The 14,512-nt window shown below is 56.1% G+C and carries 14 protein-coding genes; 5 read left to right on the forward strand and 9 right to left on the reverse strand.

Annotated features, from left to right (window positions below; all coding sequences use genetic code 11):
• The first annotated feature begins 92 nt into the window (after nucleotides 1-92).
• The 5 genes from ACOOFE_RS00880 to ACOOFE_RS00900 all read left to right on the forward strand — a co-directional run bounded on the left by ACOOFE_RS00880 (nucleotide 93) and on the right by ACOOFE_RS00900 (nucleotide 3,434).
• Entirely contained in the window at nucleotides 93-473 is a 381-nt protein-coding gene (locus ACOOFE_RS00880; protein ID WP_420413240.1) for a hypothetical protein, read from the forward strand.
• Nucleotides 474-615: 142 nt separating this feature from the next.
• Nucleotides 616-1,611 carry a sodium-dependent bicarbonate transport family permease gene (locus ACOOFE_RS00885; RefSeq protein ID WP_420413241.1) on the forward strand — a complete coding sequence of 332 codons (996 nt, stop codon included), beginning with the start codon at nucleotides 616-618 and terminating at the stop codon, nucleotides 1,609-1,611.
• A 4-nt stretch (nucleotides 1,612-1,615) separates the two neighbouring features.
• Nucleotides 1,616-1,927, forward strand: a complete 312-nt coding sequence (locus ACOOFE_RS00890) for a P-II family nitrogen regulator (protein ID WP_420413242.1) — start codon at nucleotides 1,616-1,618, stop codon at nucleotides 1,925-1,927.
• A 117-nt stretch (nucleotides 1,928-2,044) separates the two neighbouring features.
• Nucleotides 2,045-2,704 (forward strand): carbonic anhydrase, encoded by a 660-nt coding sequence (locus tag ACOOFE_RS00895; protein WP_420413243.1) that lies wholly within the window; start codon nucleotides 2,045-2,047, stop codon nucleotides 2,702-2,704.
• A gap of 208 nt (nucleotides 2,705-2,912) precedes the next feature.
• Nucleotides 2,913-3,434: a DinB family protein gene (locus ACOOFE_RS00900; protein ID WP_420413244.1), complete on the forward strand. Its 522-nt coding sequence runs from the start codon at nucleotides 2,913-2,915 to the stop codon at nucleotides 3,432-3,434.
• Here ACOOFE_RS00900 and ACOOFE_RS00905 read toward each other — a convergent pair.
• From ACOOFE_RS00905 to ACOOFE_RS00945, 9 genes are all read right to left on the reverse strand, one after another.
• Nucleotides 3,431-4,324 (reverse strand): DMT family transporter, encoded by an 894-nt coding sequence (locus ACOOFE_RS00905; RefSeq protein WP_420413245.1) that lies wholly within the window; start codon nucleotides 4,322-4,324, stop codon nucleotides 3,431-3,433. The two genes, ACOOFE_RS00900 and ACOOFE_RS00905, sit on opposite strands and share 4 nt — an antisense overlap.
• A 7-nt stretch (nucleotides 4,325-4,331) precedes the next feature.
• Nucleotides 4,332-5,072 carry a TenA family protein gene (locus ACOOFE_RS00910; RefSeq protein ID WP_420413246.1) on the reverse strand — a complete coding sequence of 247 codons (741 nt, stop codon included), beginning with the start codon at nucleotides 5,070-5,072 and terminating at the stop codon, nucleotides 4,332-4,334.
• Nucleotides 5,073-5,149: 77 nt separating this feature from the next.
• Nucleotides 5,150-6,184, reverse strand: coding sequence for an aspartate-semialdehyde dehydrogenase (locus ACOOFE_RS00915; RefSeq protein ID WP_420413247.1), 1,035 nt, complete (start codon nucleotides 6,182-6,184; stop codon nucleotides 5,150-5,152).
• A 110-nt stretch (nucleotides 6,185-6,294) separates the two neighbouring features.
• Nucleotides 6,295-6,432 (reverse strand): hypothetical protein, encoded by a 138-nt coding sequence (locus tag ACOOFE_RS00920; protein WP_168206283.1) that lies wholly within the window; start codon nucleotides 6,430-6,432, stop codon nucleotides 6,295-6,297.
• 130 nt (nucleotides 6,433-6,562) lie between these two features.
• Nucleotides 6,563-7,303: a maleate cis-trans isomerase family protein gene (locus tag ACOOFE_RS00925; protein WP_420413248.1), complete on the reverse strand. Its 741-nt coding sequence runs from the start codon at nucleotides 7,301-7,303 to the stop codon at nucleotides 6,563-6,565.
• 14 nt (nucleotides 7,304-7,317) lie between these two features.
• Nucleotides 7,318-8,457 carry a M24 family metallopeptidase gene (locus ACOOFE_RS00930; protein WP_420413249.1) on the reverse strand — a complete coding sequence of 380 codons (1,140 nt, stop codon included), beginning with the start codon at nucleotides 8,455-8,457 and terminating at the stop codon, nucleotides 7,318-7,320.
• Between the two features lie 268 nt (nucleotides 8,458-8,725).
• Complete coding sequence (locus tag ACOOFE_RS00935) at nucleotides 8,726-9,925, reverse strand: multidrug effflux MFS transporter (RefSeq protein ID WP_420413250.1); 1,200 nt, start codon at nucleotides 9,923-9,925, stop codon at nucleotides 8,726-8,728.
• Between the two features lie 191 nt (nucleotides 9,926-10,116).
• On the reverse strand, nucleotides 10,117-11,007 hold the full coding sequence (locus ACOOFE_RS00940) for a hypothetical protein (protein WP_420413251.1): 891 nt from the start codon (nucleotides 11,005-11,007) through the stop codon (nucleotides 10,117-10,119).
• A 137-nt stretch (nucleotides 11,008-11,144) separates the two neighbouring features.
• Nucleotides 11,145-14,471 (reverse strand): DUF642 domain-containing protein, encoded by a 3,327-nt coding sequence (locus tag ACOOFE_RS00945; protein ID WP_420413252.1) that lies wholly within the window; start codon nucleotides 14,469-14,471, stop codon nucleotides 11,145-11,147.
• Nucleotides 14,472-14,512 lie beyond the last annotated feature (41 nt).

A 14,512-nucleotide genomic window follows, 5' to 3' on the forward strand; every position in this document is an offset into this window, starting at 1 on the left:
TAACCTAACGTAAAGATTCGTTAACTGTTTGTTGAGAAACTCGGAGGAGGTCCGCCAGAAGGCGGTCCTTCTCTGATGGCCAGGAGGCCCAAATGGCGACGACGATTGAACGGCCGGTTCCGGCCCAGGTCGTGGCGCATGCGACAGAGTATCCAGCCGACCGGGACGGTGATGGCACCGGCTACGGCCGCAGACAAAAGAGTACCGCAGAGCGCCAAGATCAAAACACCGGCAGCCCAGATGAGGCGCCGGCCGTACTCATTGACGATCATCACATTGAAAGTCACGTTCTAGATGGTATGGCGGCCTATCAGGCTGCTGCTTTGGAAGTGCTAGAGCCCGGCATTGACCACGGGCCGGTGCATCCTTTGCCGGGACCCGTTGATAGAGTGCCGCCGCAAAATGTGCGGCATGCCTATCAGGATCACCCCGAAGCGGATGGCCCGCCGCATAAAGTGAATGTGGCGACCTGAGCTTTTCCAGGCCGGTGAAACTGATTTTCGGCACCTTTCTTCTTGACCTGAGCCAGACAATGCCCACATGCGTCCGAATGCGTATTGTTACGTATAAACTCGGATAATGCCGAAGAGGCATACCGCATAGGGGCAGAATATCGTGGTTGAGACGGTGCTTGGGTTGGCGGCACAAAATCTTGTGTCGCCCATCATCTTGTTTTTTGCGCTTGGACTGGCAGCGGCGCTTGTCCGCTCGGATTTGTCGGTCCCCGAAGCAGCGGCCAAAACACTGTCGATTTATCTGTTGTTCGCGATCGGGTTTAAGGGCGGCGTCAGCGTTAGTGCTCACGGAATCGATGGAACCTTAATCCTCTCATTGATTGCCGGTACCATTCTATCTTTTGCATTGCCCTTTTTGGCGTTTGCGCTCCTGCGCGTCATGACGCGATTGAGTGTTGTCGACGCCGCGGCGGTTGCCGGCCACTATGGATCCATATCTATCGTCACGTTTGTTGCCGCGACGTCCGTGCTGGAAAGCCAAGGCATCACCAGTGAGGGATATTTGGTCGCCGTTGCCGCAGTGATGGAAGCGCCGGCGATTCTGTCCGCTCTTTGGATTGTCGCGAAGTATTCTGGCAACGGGTCCGCAAAGGCCCGGGAAAAGGATACACAAGGCCTTTGGCGGGAAATCCTGTTGAACGGATCGATCGTTCTTCTCGTCGGGTCCTTTCTGATTGGTTTCCTGACTGGCAAGGACGGCCTGAAAGAGATCGAGAGCTTTATTGTGTCCCCGTTCAAAGGGGTTTTGTGTCTGTTTCTGCTTGATATGGGGCTGGTTGCCGGCCGGGGTTTGCGGGCCAGCGCCCATCAGATGCGTCCGGGGCTCATCAGTTTCGGCATTTTGATGCCGGTCCTTGGGTCGGCGGCGGGGCTTGCGGCGGCAAGCCTGATCGGCCTTTCAACCGGCGGCACCGTGCTGTTGATGACGTTGAGTGCCTCAGCCTCTTATATAGCGGTTCCGGCGGCCATGCGGGTGGCCTTGCCGGAAGCCAATCCCTCTATCTATTTGACCATGTCGCTCGGGATCACGTTCCCATTCAATTTGACGCTCGGAATTCCGTTCTATCTGAGCATTGCACAGGCCGTGGGAGGTTAAACCAATGGAGATGAACTCAGCGAAACGGGTGGAAATCATTATCGAAGCCCCGATGGAAAGCCGCCTGACCGATGCCATCGAACGGGCGGGCGTTACGGGCTACACGATTTTGCCGGTGCTTGGTGGCAGCGGCCGTTCCGGCCGCTGGAGCCGGGAGGGGCAAGTCTCGCGTGCCGGCGGGATGGTCGCGATCACGTGTATCATCCGCCCGGAACGCCTTGATGAATTGCTGGAAAGCGCCTTTGAAGTGGTCGAAAGGCACATTGGTGTGGTCAGTGTAACCGACTGTCAGGTGTTAAGGGCCGAACGTTTTTAAATACAACTACCGCTGAAAATCGGCCTTTCAGCGTAATTGTGCTTTTCAAGAAACAAATGTAAGACACGTCTCCAAATTCCTGGCGCGGAAAAGTGCCACGACAACAGGAGTAGTGCAGTGACGTTTCCTTCACACTTATTGGATGGGTATGGCCGGTATTTGAACAAGGGCTTTGTCCGTGTGAAAGAAACCCACGAGCGACTGGCCGTTTATGGTCAGAAGCCAGACGTTATGGTCATTTCCTGTTGCGACAGCCGGGTGACGCCGGAAGGCATCTTCAACGTTGGGCCTGGCGAACTGTTCGTTGTGCGAAACGTCGCCAATCTTGTGCCGCCTTATGAAGACACTGAAGGTCAGCATGGCACCAGCGCGGCCATCGAGTTTGCGGTGAAGGGCCTAAAGGTCAAGCACATCGTCGTCATGGGCCATGGCCAGTGTGGCGGTGTGAAGGCTTTCCGCGAGAATGCCAATGATCCGATGGCCACCGGCGAGTTCATTGGACGTTGGATCAAGCTTCTGGAGCCTGCGGCCATTTCAATGGCTTGTATGCCGGTCGACAAGTCGGACGATCCGCAGCTTGCTATGGAATATGCCGGGATCCGCCAGTCTTTAAAAAATCTGGTAACTTTCCCGTTTATCGAAGAGGCTGTTCAGTCCGGTGCGCTCAACCTTCATGGTGCCTGGTTCGACATCGGCTCTGGTGAACTTCGGGTGATGAATTCAGAGACGGAACGGTTTGCATCAGCCGCGCCGGACGCTGTGGTGTCTGATAGCTAAGCTGAGACCCAAAAAGCAATTCAGTTGAAGGCAGATCTGTCCTCTAAGGCAGGACATGGTGTCTAGACGGCAGGCCGGTAATCACGGCTTGCCAAAAGAATTTCACAATTCTGACCTGTTTTTGGCTCTCACTGGGAAAAATCCCGGACGGCCTGGTGTTTTGGAGACACATGGTCTTTGGCCTTCGATAATTTGATTGGAACGATTCATGTCTATAGATCCGGCGCTCTATCAGCGCCTTGCGAAGTATAATACTTGGATGACAGACAAAGCTTATGTGGCCGCCGATCAGATGAGCGATACGGCCCGCAAGGAAGACTGCGGCGCTTTTTTTAAGTCGGTGCATTCGACCCTCAATCACTTGCTTTTCGGCGATCGGGCATGGATGCGCCACTTCACTGGCCGGGACTATTTTGTCGATAAAATCGGCGTCGACCTTTATGAAGACTATGGTGCGCTGAAGGCTGCACACCGGGCCATGTGCGGCGACATCGAAGATTTTGCAGATGATCTGACCTGTGAATGGCTGGATGGTTCTCTGGAATGGACCAGCCGCAGCGACGGCAAGACCCGGACGCGTCCGCGCTGGTTATGCCTGACCCATATGTTTAACCATCAAACCCATCACCGGGGCCAGCTGTCGACGCTCTACATGCAGGCCGGGATCGACATCGGCAAAACAGATTTGCCGTTCATGCCGGATTTGTTGCAACAGGATGTTTCCGGCTAACTTGCAAACAGCAGTGCGCTGCCGATAATCACCAGCGCGGCCCCGGCCCAAGCGCCAAGTGCTGGCACTTCCTTCGTGCGCCACCAGAGCATCGGCAGCATCACGGCCGGTGTTGTGGCCGACAGGGTTGCGATGATGCCAACTTCGCCACCGGACAGCGCGAACAAGATCAGCGTCATGCCGAGGCCCATGCCGAGAAAGCCGGAAACGGCAATGATGCCAACGATGGATGGTGTGAACTGGCCGGCCGGTTTAACCCAAGAGACCGGCAACCGTGTCAGGGCAAGAAGACAGAGGGCCGCCATCCCGACCCGCAAACTGGAAGCAGCGACTGGATCCGCGCCGGTTTCCATGACCGGCCGGGCAATCAGCGAGCCAACTGATTGAGACAAAGCTGCGGCCAGGCCAAGCAAAACACCGGCCCAGAGCGGCCCCCGGATGCTTTCCCATTTGTGCAGCTGGGATTTGCGTTTGCCGAAGCGGATAGCGAGCAGGACACCCGTAAAGGTGATTAAGATCCCGATAATCTGCGTGCCTGACAGGTGTTCTTCCAAAAACAACCAGCCGAGCACAGCAGACATTGGCGCATTCAGGGAAAACAGCATTGCGGTCCGGCGGGGACCCATCCGGTTCAGCGTTAGAAAAAGCGCTGTGTCTCCCATGAAGATGCCGATCACACCGGAGAGGATCAGCGGCATCACATGTTCACCGGCTATTGAGCTCCACCCTGTTGTCACGGCGACCCAGATGACAAGCATCACCGCGACAAGCGCCATGCGGGTACAGTTGAAGGCAATCGCCCCCAAATGTTGAGCGGGCCCCGCAGAAATCAAGCCTGTGAGGGCCCAAAGCGTTGCAGCTCCAAGGGCCGCTGCCTCGTAGACGAACATGAGAGGATCAGACCTTTTCTGGGTTCAGTTCCGGCAGACAGGCTTCTCCGGTCCAGGCTGTCTCAAAAAATGCAACTTCCAGCGCACTCATCTTGGAGAAGATCTTTGCGAGATTTTCCTGATCATTCGGTGGCAGCGCAGCGCCTACGGCATCCATTTCCTCGCGGATCCAGTTGACGAAACTTTCAAAGCCCTCAACGGCGTGCAGATCGATCCATTCAGCCAGGTAGAATTTTTCTGGCCGGGGTTTCTTGGCTTCCCGCAGACCCCAGGTCAGATAACACCATTCTGCACAAAGCAGGCAGGCAAGGCCTTCGGCGTAGGTGCCTTTGCCGGAAGAGGTCAGCAGCAGATCTGCGAAAGCCCGTGTAACCGGTCCTTGAGCGGCTGTTTCATAAGTTGCCGCCGAAACGCCGAGAGCGTCAAACGACCGAAGAAAATAGTCGTTTTCCTCCGATGTCAGCAACGCCAGAAACCCGGACAGCCGGGATTTAGACTTCATGCTCGGTGCTTTGGCGACAAGATATCCGAGTATCGAAGCCAGATCTGTGATGAAGGTGTAGTCTTCGATCAGGTAACGGACATAAGCCTCATCCGGCACGGAACCGTCACCGATCGCGTGGGTGAACGCATGGTCGGTTGCCTCGCTCCAATGGGGCTCGGCTCTAGCTGCCAGCCAGTCGGAGAAGCGAGCATTTGGTGTTACGGCTTGGAAGTCTTGAAAAGAACCGGAAAAAGCCTCGGGCATGGCGCCGGGCTCCTTGTCTCAATGATATCTGGGAAGAGAAGAAAAAACGGGCGCCGGATGGCGCCCGCATAAGTGCTTTAGGCAGCAGCTTTTTTCGGTGTGATCAGGCCGCGGTTGACCAGAACCTCGGCGATCTGAACCGTGTTGAGCGCCGCGCCTTTGCGCAGGTTGTCGGAAACCACCCACATGTTGAGGCCGTTTTCGATGGTCGCATCTTCGCGGATCCGGGAGATGTAGGTCGCATCTTCACCGGCCGATTCATAAGGGGTGATGTAACCGCCGTCTTCTTGCTTGTCGATCACCAGGCAACCCGGAGCTTCGCGCAAGATGTTGCGGGCTTCTTCTGCTGTGATCTCGTTTTCGAACTCGATGTTGACGCTTTCCGAGTGACCGATGAAGACCGGCACGCGAACGGCGGTACAGGTCACCTTGATGGCCGGATCCAGCATCTTCTTGGTTTCGGCGAGCACCTTCCATTCTTCCTTGGTGTAGCCGTCTTCCATGAAGACATCGATGTGCGGAATGACGTTGAACGCGATGCGTTTGGTGAATTTTTCCGGTTCGATCGGATCGTTCACGAAGACAGCGCGGGTCTGGTTGAACAGCTCTTCCATCGCCTCCTTGCCGCCGCCGGATACCGACTGGTAGGTGGAGACTACGATACGCTTGATTTTCGCCGCTTCATGCAGCGGCTTCAGCGCGACAACCAGCTGCGCGGTTGAGCAGTTTGGATTGGCAATGATGTTCTTCTTTGTAAAGCCGGTGATGGCGTCGGCATTCACTTCCGGAACGATCAGCGGCACGTCCGCGTCGTAGCGCCATGCAGAAGAGTTATCGATGACAACACAACCTTTTGCGCCGATTCTCGGAGACCATTCCTTGGAGATGGAGCCACCGGCGGACATCAAACAAATATCGGTGTCGGAGAAGTCGTAGTTCTCCATCGCCTGGACCTTCAGCGTTTTGTCGCCAAAAGAAATATCGGTGCCCTGCGAGCGGCGGGAAGCCAGCGGCACGACTTCATCTGCCGGAAAACCCCGTTCTGCGAGAATGTCGAGCATCTCCCGGCCAACATTGCCGGTCGCTCCAGCGATTGCGATCTTGAAACCCATTTTTCGACTTGTCCTTGTCCGTCTCCCCGCTTCACCAGCTGCCCGGATCTTTCAGGGCATGGCTGGCTCCTGGCGCCTCCCATCCCCGGGGAGGCAGGATGAGCGGCACCTTAAGCGGTGGTCTTGGTTGTCTTTGTCGTGTGTTTGAATGTGGTTGTGGCAGCCGTCTTCGTCCCGCCGCGCAGAAAGGTTGCGCTGGCAAGGGCTTCAGACATCATATCCAGAATGTCGGCTTTCAGCCGGGTCATTAGGTGCTCACAATCGACAAAACTCGAGACGGCGGTGTTTTTGCCCGGAAACTGGCGGAAGTCAATATGCAAAGCGCCTTGATCGGCGCATTGGTTTTCACACTGTGGCGCAAAGGCGGCGAATTTTGCGTTAATCGAACAAACGCCCCGGCCCGTGGCCCTTCGCTGGAAGGCCTGCTAGCGTCATCATGTGCCAAGCGAGCGCAGAGTTTGAACTGATAACTGGTTTTCCAAGTTTTGCTTCGCAGGCCTCAATTACCGGGAAGGTGCGCAAGTTTGTGCAGGAAGCAAATACTGCATCGATTTCTGGAGCATTGCCGACCGAGCAAATGGCCTCTTCAACCGAGGTCGGAGAAATTCGGGCCACGACGGCTTCTTCTGATTGACCAAACGAGCCCAGGTTCACAACGGTAAGGCCATTATCCGTAAGCAGAGAAACAACCGCTTCGGAAACCTCCGCGATATAGGGTGTGACCACCCCGATCTTTTTTGCGTTTAAGTGCTCAAGGGCGGCCAGCACCGCTGCAGCCGGATTGGTTACTTTGGCGGTTGGGTGGGCTTTTTGAACGGCTTTGGCAACTTCCTCAGAGCCAATGACGGTTGAGGCCGATGTGCAAGCGTATCCGATAACGTCTAGATCCCGGACCCCCGGCAAAAGGGCGGCGGTTCCCGTCAATTGAGCTTTCATACGCATCAAAGTTTCTGGCGTGACTTCCGGATCGCTTTCAATGCGGGTGTGATTGAGCGTCACGCCATCCTGATTAAACAACGGCCGGAACTCATTTTCGATGGTTTCATCGGCTTGCAGAACAATCAGTCCAAGGGCAGCTTTATGCGCTAGGCCGTTGTCTGTTTGGAATTTGAGGTCCATGTCGTGCGCTCTTGTTATTGAATGACAGGAATTTCTGGATCCGCCGGAGTGCTCAGGAATTCCGGCGTACCATCCCGGATGACGATGTTTTCTTCATGCACCATCATCTTGCCGCCGCCAAGGTCAATGCCCGGTTCCAGGGTCAGGGCCATATTTTCCTGCAAAACCGTTTGATCGAAACTGGTGAGCGACGGGGTTTCTGTCAGCTGAATGCCCAGCCCATGACCCATGCGGCCGACGTCGCCATCGGCTTGGCCGAGAACATCGGTCATGGCCTTGAAGAGATCCGCGCAGGTTTTTCCCGGCCTGGCAATGCGCGCTGCAGCCTGAACGGCGCCAACCAGTTTCCGATGGGCGTTCTTGACGTCTTCACTGGCATGGCCAATCGCAAAATTCCGGTCGAAGTCGCAGAAATAACCGTTTTTGACTGCGCCGGTATCGAGCATCAAGACATCACCTTCACGCAGCGGCGTATCTGTGGGGGGGGAAATCACATCGCCATAGCCACCCTGACCGGCCCCACCGACCAGATAGGGCACATCATCGGCGCCGCGTTCCAGCAAATCGATCTTGAACTTGCGGAAGGCCTCTTTCAGGCTTTGGCCTTCGTGAAAGAGTGCCTGGGCACTTTCGAAGCTTCGCGAGGCGATCTGGCAAATCTCGCGATGGATGGCGATTTCGGCTTCCGACTTGATGTGGCGCACCTGTTGCACAAGGTCCGAGGCATTGTGGAATGTGGTTCCGGGCAGGTTCCTCTTTACGGCCTCAAAGTCGAGCAGCGGCATGCGCAGGGAACTTTCCCGGCCCATCGGCATGCCGATGGTTTTAAACGGCTTGAGCGCATCACTTAAGAGACTGACACCTTCGTCGGTTGGATGCGGGGCGGCAAAGGTCCGGATGTCGTCCAGCCAGGTGCTGGACATCAGATGGGCACCGATTTGCGGGATCACTGCGAAGGGTTTGCCGGACTTAGGCAGGACGCAGAACCAGGGCCGGGCCGGACTTTGCCAGAAAAGTGTCCGGAAGCCGGTGAAATAACGGACTTCGGCCTCTGTAGTGAACAGGAGCGCGTCAAGTTTTTGCGCATGCATCAAGCGCTGGGCGCGCTCAGTCCGGTCTTCAAATTCCTGTTCCGGAAAATCCGCTTCTGACATTCCTGGCCTTTCGATTCGCAATCAGCACTTGAACCATCATAGAAAGAACGGTTTGAGGTCGCTGAATTGCTGGTGCCGCTGCTAGCAGTCATGCGCGGCACGTATCAATTCAAGGAGGCAAGTCATCAGGTCTTTGAGGGAATGACAAGCGAAATCTGGCGGCTTGAGCAAAGCCTCCATTTGTCTTCTTGAAGCGCAACATCGCTATGAGCGGCCTGGTAGGGCAGACGTGCAGCGTTATGGATGTTGCGCTTCCAAAAAGTCTGACTTAAGCCGCCGCTTTGCTCCGGCGGGTGGGCCGGAGCGTTGCCAATGCGAGGACCAAGGCAAACACAGCACACAGCGCAATCGCGCCGACCATCGGCAAGGCCGAGCGGTCGAAAAACGGGCTGCAGATGAAAATCATAACACCGCCAGCGACCATCTGGAGTGTGCCACCCAAAGACGAGGCCATGCCGGCGTGTTCCCCATGGTCCTCCAGCGCCATCACCATGGTCGGGGCGATGACCTGACCCAGAAACGCGTTGGCGATGAACAACAGCGTCATCAACACGTACAGATGATCAATGCCATTCCAGACCAGCAGGAACAGGGTGCAAGTTCCCGCTGCAAATCCGGCAACACCTGTCAATGCGACAGGCGCCATGCCAAACCGTTCTCCGAGTGGAGCGGCGAATTGTGACGACACAAAAAAACCGGTCGCGCCAAAGGCAAACACGAGGCTGAACTCGGTCGGTGTGAGTGCGTATTGGGTCATATAGACCAGCGGTGCGGAAGCGATGAAAACAAAGAAACTCGCCAGGGAAAAACCGCTGATCAAGGTCAGGCCCATAAACTTGAAATCTTTGCACAAATAGATTGCACTGCGCAGCATGGCTGCGGCATTGATCGGTGTTCTGCGTTCAGGCGTCAGTGTCTCAGGGAGCTGGAAAAAGACCATAACCATCGACGCAAACGCCAAAAGCCCCAAGATCATGAAAATCAGCCGCCAACTGCCGAAAGCAATGATGCCGCTACCGGCAAGCGGAGCGAGCAACGGCGATATGCTGAACACCAGCATGACAAGGGCCATGAGCCTTGTAGCTTCCGTGCCAGTGTGAAGATCCCGGATCACGGCGCGCACGACGACCATCGGGGCTGCCGCGCCGATGGCTTGGACAAACCGGCCTAAAGTAAGGTCGGAGATATCGCCGGCCCAGGCGCACATCAGCGAGCCGATAATGTAAATGACCAAACCCAAAAACACCGGTGGCCGGCGGCCGAACCGGTCGGCGAGCGGTCCATAAAGCAGTTGTGCGACGCCGAAGGCGGCAAAATAGACTGAGAACGTCAGCTGCACGGCGACATCGTCGGTGTTCAGGTCTGCCACAATCTGCGGCATGGCCGGAAGATAAAGGTCGATAGCGAATGGGCCGACAACGGCCAAAAGGCCCAGCACGATGGCCGAGCGAACAAATCCGATAGACATGAAAATCCAATCTTAGAGCGCCCGGCAGGAAGGCGATGGCCGGGACGAACAGAAAACACTTTATCCTTCAGATTGTCGAGTGGCTTTTCACACTAAGTCGGGATTGAAGCTCTTGAGTTCAAGGCCACCGCTAGCTGAAGTGGCCTTGCAAGTGCAGCTGGGTTGACCAAGTCAAACCTCAAGCCAAAGTGCTATCGCTGATAAATGCTGTGATAGCGCAAAGGCATTGAATATCCGAATAGGGTGACCGGTTTCGATCTGTGCAATGCCATGGAAAACCCGATCGCAATGAGATAAGCGCCACCATATACAGCCAGCCCAATGGTTGCCAACAGGGGCGCTTGAGCCGTTTTGAGTATGGACGACGCGCCGAGCATTAGGGCATAGAGCCAGCTGGCGCCGGACAGCGCGGCACAATTTGCAATCAGCAACTTTTGCGGCAAGGCCAAGGCCGCCAGCGGCCGGCCGGCGTATTCCTTAAGCAGCGGGGCCACCAGCTGTCGCATCAATACCGCATCTATCGTCAGGATCGTGACGACGGCCAGCTTGGTGACGAGTTTTGGAGAGAACGCACTTGGATCGAAATTGGTGCGCACTCCAATCAAAGCAAGTCCGGAAATCCAGAGAATGGCAATGGCGCAAGCGATCTGGCGATGCGACTTATCGACGAAATCCAACAGCTGGCGAGTCATGCCCTTTGTTATCATCTGACGGACTGAAAGGGCGGCAGAAACGACAGTTCCGAGCCCGATCGCAACACCGGCCAGATGCGCAAGCCGGATGAGATCCACATAGGCCGACGCCCAGCTGAGGTCTGGCGTCCACATGGCGACTATGTCTTGCAGATGATTGGAAGAGCCGGGCTCCGGATGCGGGCTGGCGGTCATCACCTCGCCTGAAAACCCCAAAGCGCCACGCAGCTGAAGGGTCTCCATGGATGGGAAACAGATCGCCTCCAGGAGCGCTTGAATGTCGACGTAAGCCCCGCTGGAGAACAGGTAGATGTTGACGGCGGCGAGGACACCGCAGAGAGCCAGCGGCACACGCGCAGATTTCAGAATTTGGCGGGTTTGATCAGACATTTTTTAACATCCCAAGGAACAGCCTGAATTGGCCGGGACAAAGGAGGCGTGTCCTCACCGTCTTTTAAGACGCACGCCGATGAACAATTTAGTGGGGTGTTCCGGGCGGACTAAATACCCGCCCGGAAACGAGGTGGTTAGGCAAGTTGATCAATGGCAACGGATTGGTCGTTGAAGGCCAGTTCTTCGAAATCATAAAGAATGTCGAAGTCGTTTCCGGACCATACGACGACACCTGCGCCGTCCTCGGTGGCGCCCCAATTGTAATCAGCAGCGTTGCCGTTGATCTTGAAGCTGTCCTGGCCTTCGGTGCCGGTGAGATATTGGGTCACTCCAGCGATATCCTGAACCTGCCCGCTACCGGTTGTCAGCGGCACGCTCATGTCCGAAAACTCAAGACTTTCAAAGCCGTGGAGAATGTCAAAGCCGGATGCACCCCAGACAACAACGCCAGTTCCGTCGTTGGTCGGCCCCCAGCCATAATCAGAGGCTTTGCCGTCAATCACAAACCGGTCATTGTCTGTGGTTCCGGTCAGATACTGGGTCACTCCGGCAACATCCTGGTAGCTGCCGTCTTCGGATGTCAGCGGGACGGAAAAATCGTCAAACCGGATTTCTTCGAAATCTTGCAAGATGTCGAAGCCGGTCGGGCCCCACACCACAGTCCCGGTGCCGTCCTCGGTGAGGCCCCAGCCGTAGTCCTTGGATTGTCCTTTGATCACAAAGACATCCTTGCCGGCTGTGCCAGTGACCCATTGGGTTTCATTGGCAATGTCGTTGACTTCGTTTACCGGATTTGTTGGATCTACCGGATCTGGGTCTACCGGATCTGGGTCTACCGGGTCTGGATCAACTGGATCTGGGTCTACCGGGTCCGGATCTACCGGATCTGGGTCTATCGGGTCCGGATCTACCGGATCTGGATCTACCGGGTCTGGGTCTACTGGGTCGGGATCGGTTGGCGCAGAAGCGCCCTCCTTCAGTACGACATTGTCCAGAAGCCCGCCGATGGACGGATGCGTTCCGTCAGAGGCCCGGAAGGAGAGTTCGTCATTGCCGCCTGTGCCGACAACCGTGACGCTGTAGCTGCCCGGGTCCGAGTGGCCCGGTTTTACCGTCTGAACGACAGATCCATTCCAGAGAATGTCCATACCGGCACGGTCACCGTGGCCGGTGCGCACTTCATAGTCGAAGGTCAGGTCGTAGGTTTTGTTTTCCTGTGTGGCGAGCGATTGCGAAATCACGCCGCGTTCAGAATCGATCTCAAGAGCGGTTTTTCCGTCCGTGGCCGCAATGCCTTCGTAACCGTCCTGCCACAATTCGAAGTTGTTGCGGCTCGATTGCCAGCCGGTCAGGGAGCTGTGTGTCTCCCAGTTTGTGACCTCTTCTGAGGTTTCAAAGCTGCCATTGGTCAAAAGGTTTGCCGGATCTACTGGATCTGGGTCGACCGGATCAGGATCTACGGGATCCGGGTCGACCGGGTCGGGATCAACCGGATCCGGATCGACCGGGTCTGGGTCGACTGGATCGGGATCGACAGGGCCCGGCATTGGAACCGGATCGGTTCCATCGGATTTCAAGACCACATTGTCCACCAGACCGCCGAGCAGCAAATTGGTGTCTTTAGTTGCTTGGAACGTCAGCTTGTCATCGTCGCCTGTTCCGACGACTTTGAAGTCATAGGAGCCAACATCCCCATTATCAGGCTTGAGCGTGGCAATGATCTCATCGTTCCAAAGAACTTCCAGGCCAATCTTCCAGATGTTGGCGCCCATGGCTTCGGTTTCATAGGTGAAAGACAGGTCATAGGTCTGGCCCCGGACCGTATCGACGGTCTGGGAAACCGCGCCGGATGCGCCATCAAGGCCCAGTGCCGTATGACCGTGTGTGGCATTCGCATCTATGTTCTTGTCGCCATGAATTTCAAAGCGGCCGTTGCTGCTGGTCCAGCCTTCCATCTGATTGACCGTTGTCATCTTGTCGGTCGGGTTCGGGACTTCGAAGCTGCCGTTGACCAGAATGTTTTCTGGGTCTTCTGCCAGGGGAACATTGGATGGCTGAACGTCAATGTTGGGCGCAATGGACGGCACACCGTTCTTGTCCCAGACAAACATCATCCAGCTGCCAGACGACAGGCCCTGTTCCACTGTTGGGGTGTAAACGGTGATGTTGTCGCCGGAACCTGCTTTGAACGGAACTTCGACAAAACCAGTGCCCATGTTGAAGGCGTGCGTCGACGCGCCGTTTTTGACCATGGTGATGCGCGCGACATCGGCGCCGTCATCAACGCGGATGTTGTAGGCGCTGCCGGCATGAACTTCAGAAGGCGCGATTTCAACGACCGGACGGTCGGCGAGATTGCCGTTGGCGTCATACAGATAAGGCGGTTTGTAAGCCTGAGCGTCGAGGTAGTTTTTCTCAGCAAAACCGGCAGCTCCGCCCCCTGCAGACAGGATAGTCCCATCGTTCAAAAGAACAGACGTGGAGTGGTAGAGGCGGGAAGATGCTTCATCGACCGTTGTCGTCAGGGAGTTGTCTTTCGGATCCCAGATCATGGCCGTATGGTTTGCAGCCGCCTCTGTGTTGCCACGTGCGGACCCGCCGTTGATAAGAACCGTGCCGTCGGCCAGCGTGGTCATGTTTGACCAGTTCCGCTCGGCCCCCATGTCTCCAACTTTCTCGAAGGACACACCGCCGCCCGAGATATCCATGCTCCACAGGCCGCTGCCGGTGTCCTGAATGAGGATCTTGCCGGAATCGTATTGGACGGCAGGATTGTCCCAGGCTGCGTTAAAGGGGAGGGTGCCGATCTGAGTGACCGAACCGTTGCCTGACGGATCCAGCGACATGACTTCGATCTGGCCATTGCCGCCGCCGCCAGTGGCGAAGTAAACAACCTTACCGTCCGTATCCAAAAAGGCGCGCGGATAATGCCCGGAAACACCCAGATTGGCATCCGTTGCACCGGTCAATGGCTTCCAGCCTTCGCCATAGGTGTAGATTTCCGGTGTTGCCATATGGCGCCCGGCTGAATCGCTGCCGCCGAGCATGATCATCTGGCCGTTGTCCAGGGACACCATTGTCGGATACCAGCGTTGGTTGACCATGTCGCCATCCGGAGCGGCATATAATTCGCCGGTTTTCATGTCCAAGATGTTGACGTCGTTAACGCCGGTGTTGGGTTTGCCGTCCGGCCGGCCATCGCCGCCAGCGATCAGGATCTTGTCTTCTCCCGGAATAATCATGGCCGCCGAACAGAAAATGTCGGTTGTCGTGGTGTTGGTTAGTGTTTCGTGCTCGCCGGTCACCGGGTTGTAGATGTCGTAGATGAATTGACCGCCCTGCATACCCTTGTTGTCGGTGCCAAAAGTCAGAACCCGTCCGTCATCCATGACCACGGAATGAATTCCAATGATCGGCCATGCTTGCAAATTGCCCCAAGTTCCATCGGTTTGTGCCGGCATCTGACAATCTCCTGTTTCCAATCCAAATTGAGACACTCGGC

Source organism: Roseibium sp. (genome assembly GCF_965216085.1).
In the GTDB taxonomy this organism is placed as follows: domain Bacteria; phylum Pseudomonadota; class Alphaproteobacteria; order Rhizobiales; family Stappiaceae; genus Roseibium.

Bases quoted from the DNA above. Each gene is read 5' to 3' on its own strand.
- ACOOFE_RS00880 (WP_420413240.1), top strand. From the start codon at position 93: ATGGCGACGACGATTGAACGGCCGGTTCCGGCCCAGGTCGTGGCGCAT.
- ACOOFE_RS00890 (WP_420413242.1), top strand. From the start codon at position 1,616: ATGGAGATGAACTCAGCGAAACGGGTGGAAATCATTATCGAAGCCCCG.
- ACOOFE_RS00900 (WP_420413244.1), top strand. From the start codon at position 2,913: ATGTCTATAGATCCGGCGCTCTATCAGCGCCTTGCGAAGTATAATACT.
- ACOOFE_RS00905 (WP_420413245.1), bottom strand. From the start codon at position 4,324: ATGTTCGTCTACGAGGCAGCGGCCCTTGGAGCTGCAACGCTTTGGGCC.
- ACOOFE_RS00910 (WP_420413246.1), bottom strand. From the start codon at position 5,072: ATGCCCGAGGCTTTTTCCGGTTCTTTTCAAGACTTCCAAGCCGTAACA.
- ACOOFE_RS00915 (WP_420413247.1), bottom strand. From the start codon at position 6,184: ATGGGTTTCAAGATCGCAATCGCTGGAGCGACCGGCAATGTTGGCCGG.
- ACOOFE_RS00920 (WP_168206283.1), bottom strand. From the start codon at position 6,432: ATGACCCGGCTGAAAGCCGACATTCTGGATATGATGTCTGAAGCCCTT.
- ACOOFE_RS00925 (WP_420413248.1), bottom strand. From the start codon at position 7,303: ATGGACCTCAAATTCCAAACAGACAACGGCCTAGCGCATAAAGCTGCC.
- ACOOFE_RS00930 (WP_420413249.1), bottom strand. From the start codon at position 8,457: ATGTCAGAAGCGGATTTTCCGGAACAGGAATTTGAAGACCGGACTGAG.
- ACOOFE_RS00935 (WP_420413250.1), bottom strand. From the start codon at position 9,925: ATGTCTATCGGATTTGTTCGCTCGGCCATCGTGCTGGGCCTTTTGGCC.
- ACOOFE_RS00940 (WP_420413251.1), bottom strand. From the start codon at position 11,007: ATGTCTGATCAAACCCGCCAAATTCTGAAATCTGCGCGTGTGCCGCTG.
- ACOOFE_RS00945 (WP_420413252.1), bottom strand. From the start codon at position 14,471: ATGCCGGCACAAACCGATGGAACTTGGGGCAATTTGCAAGCATGGCCG.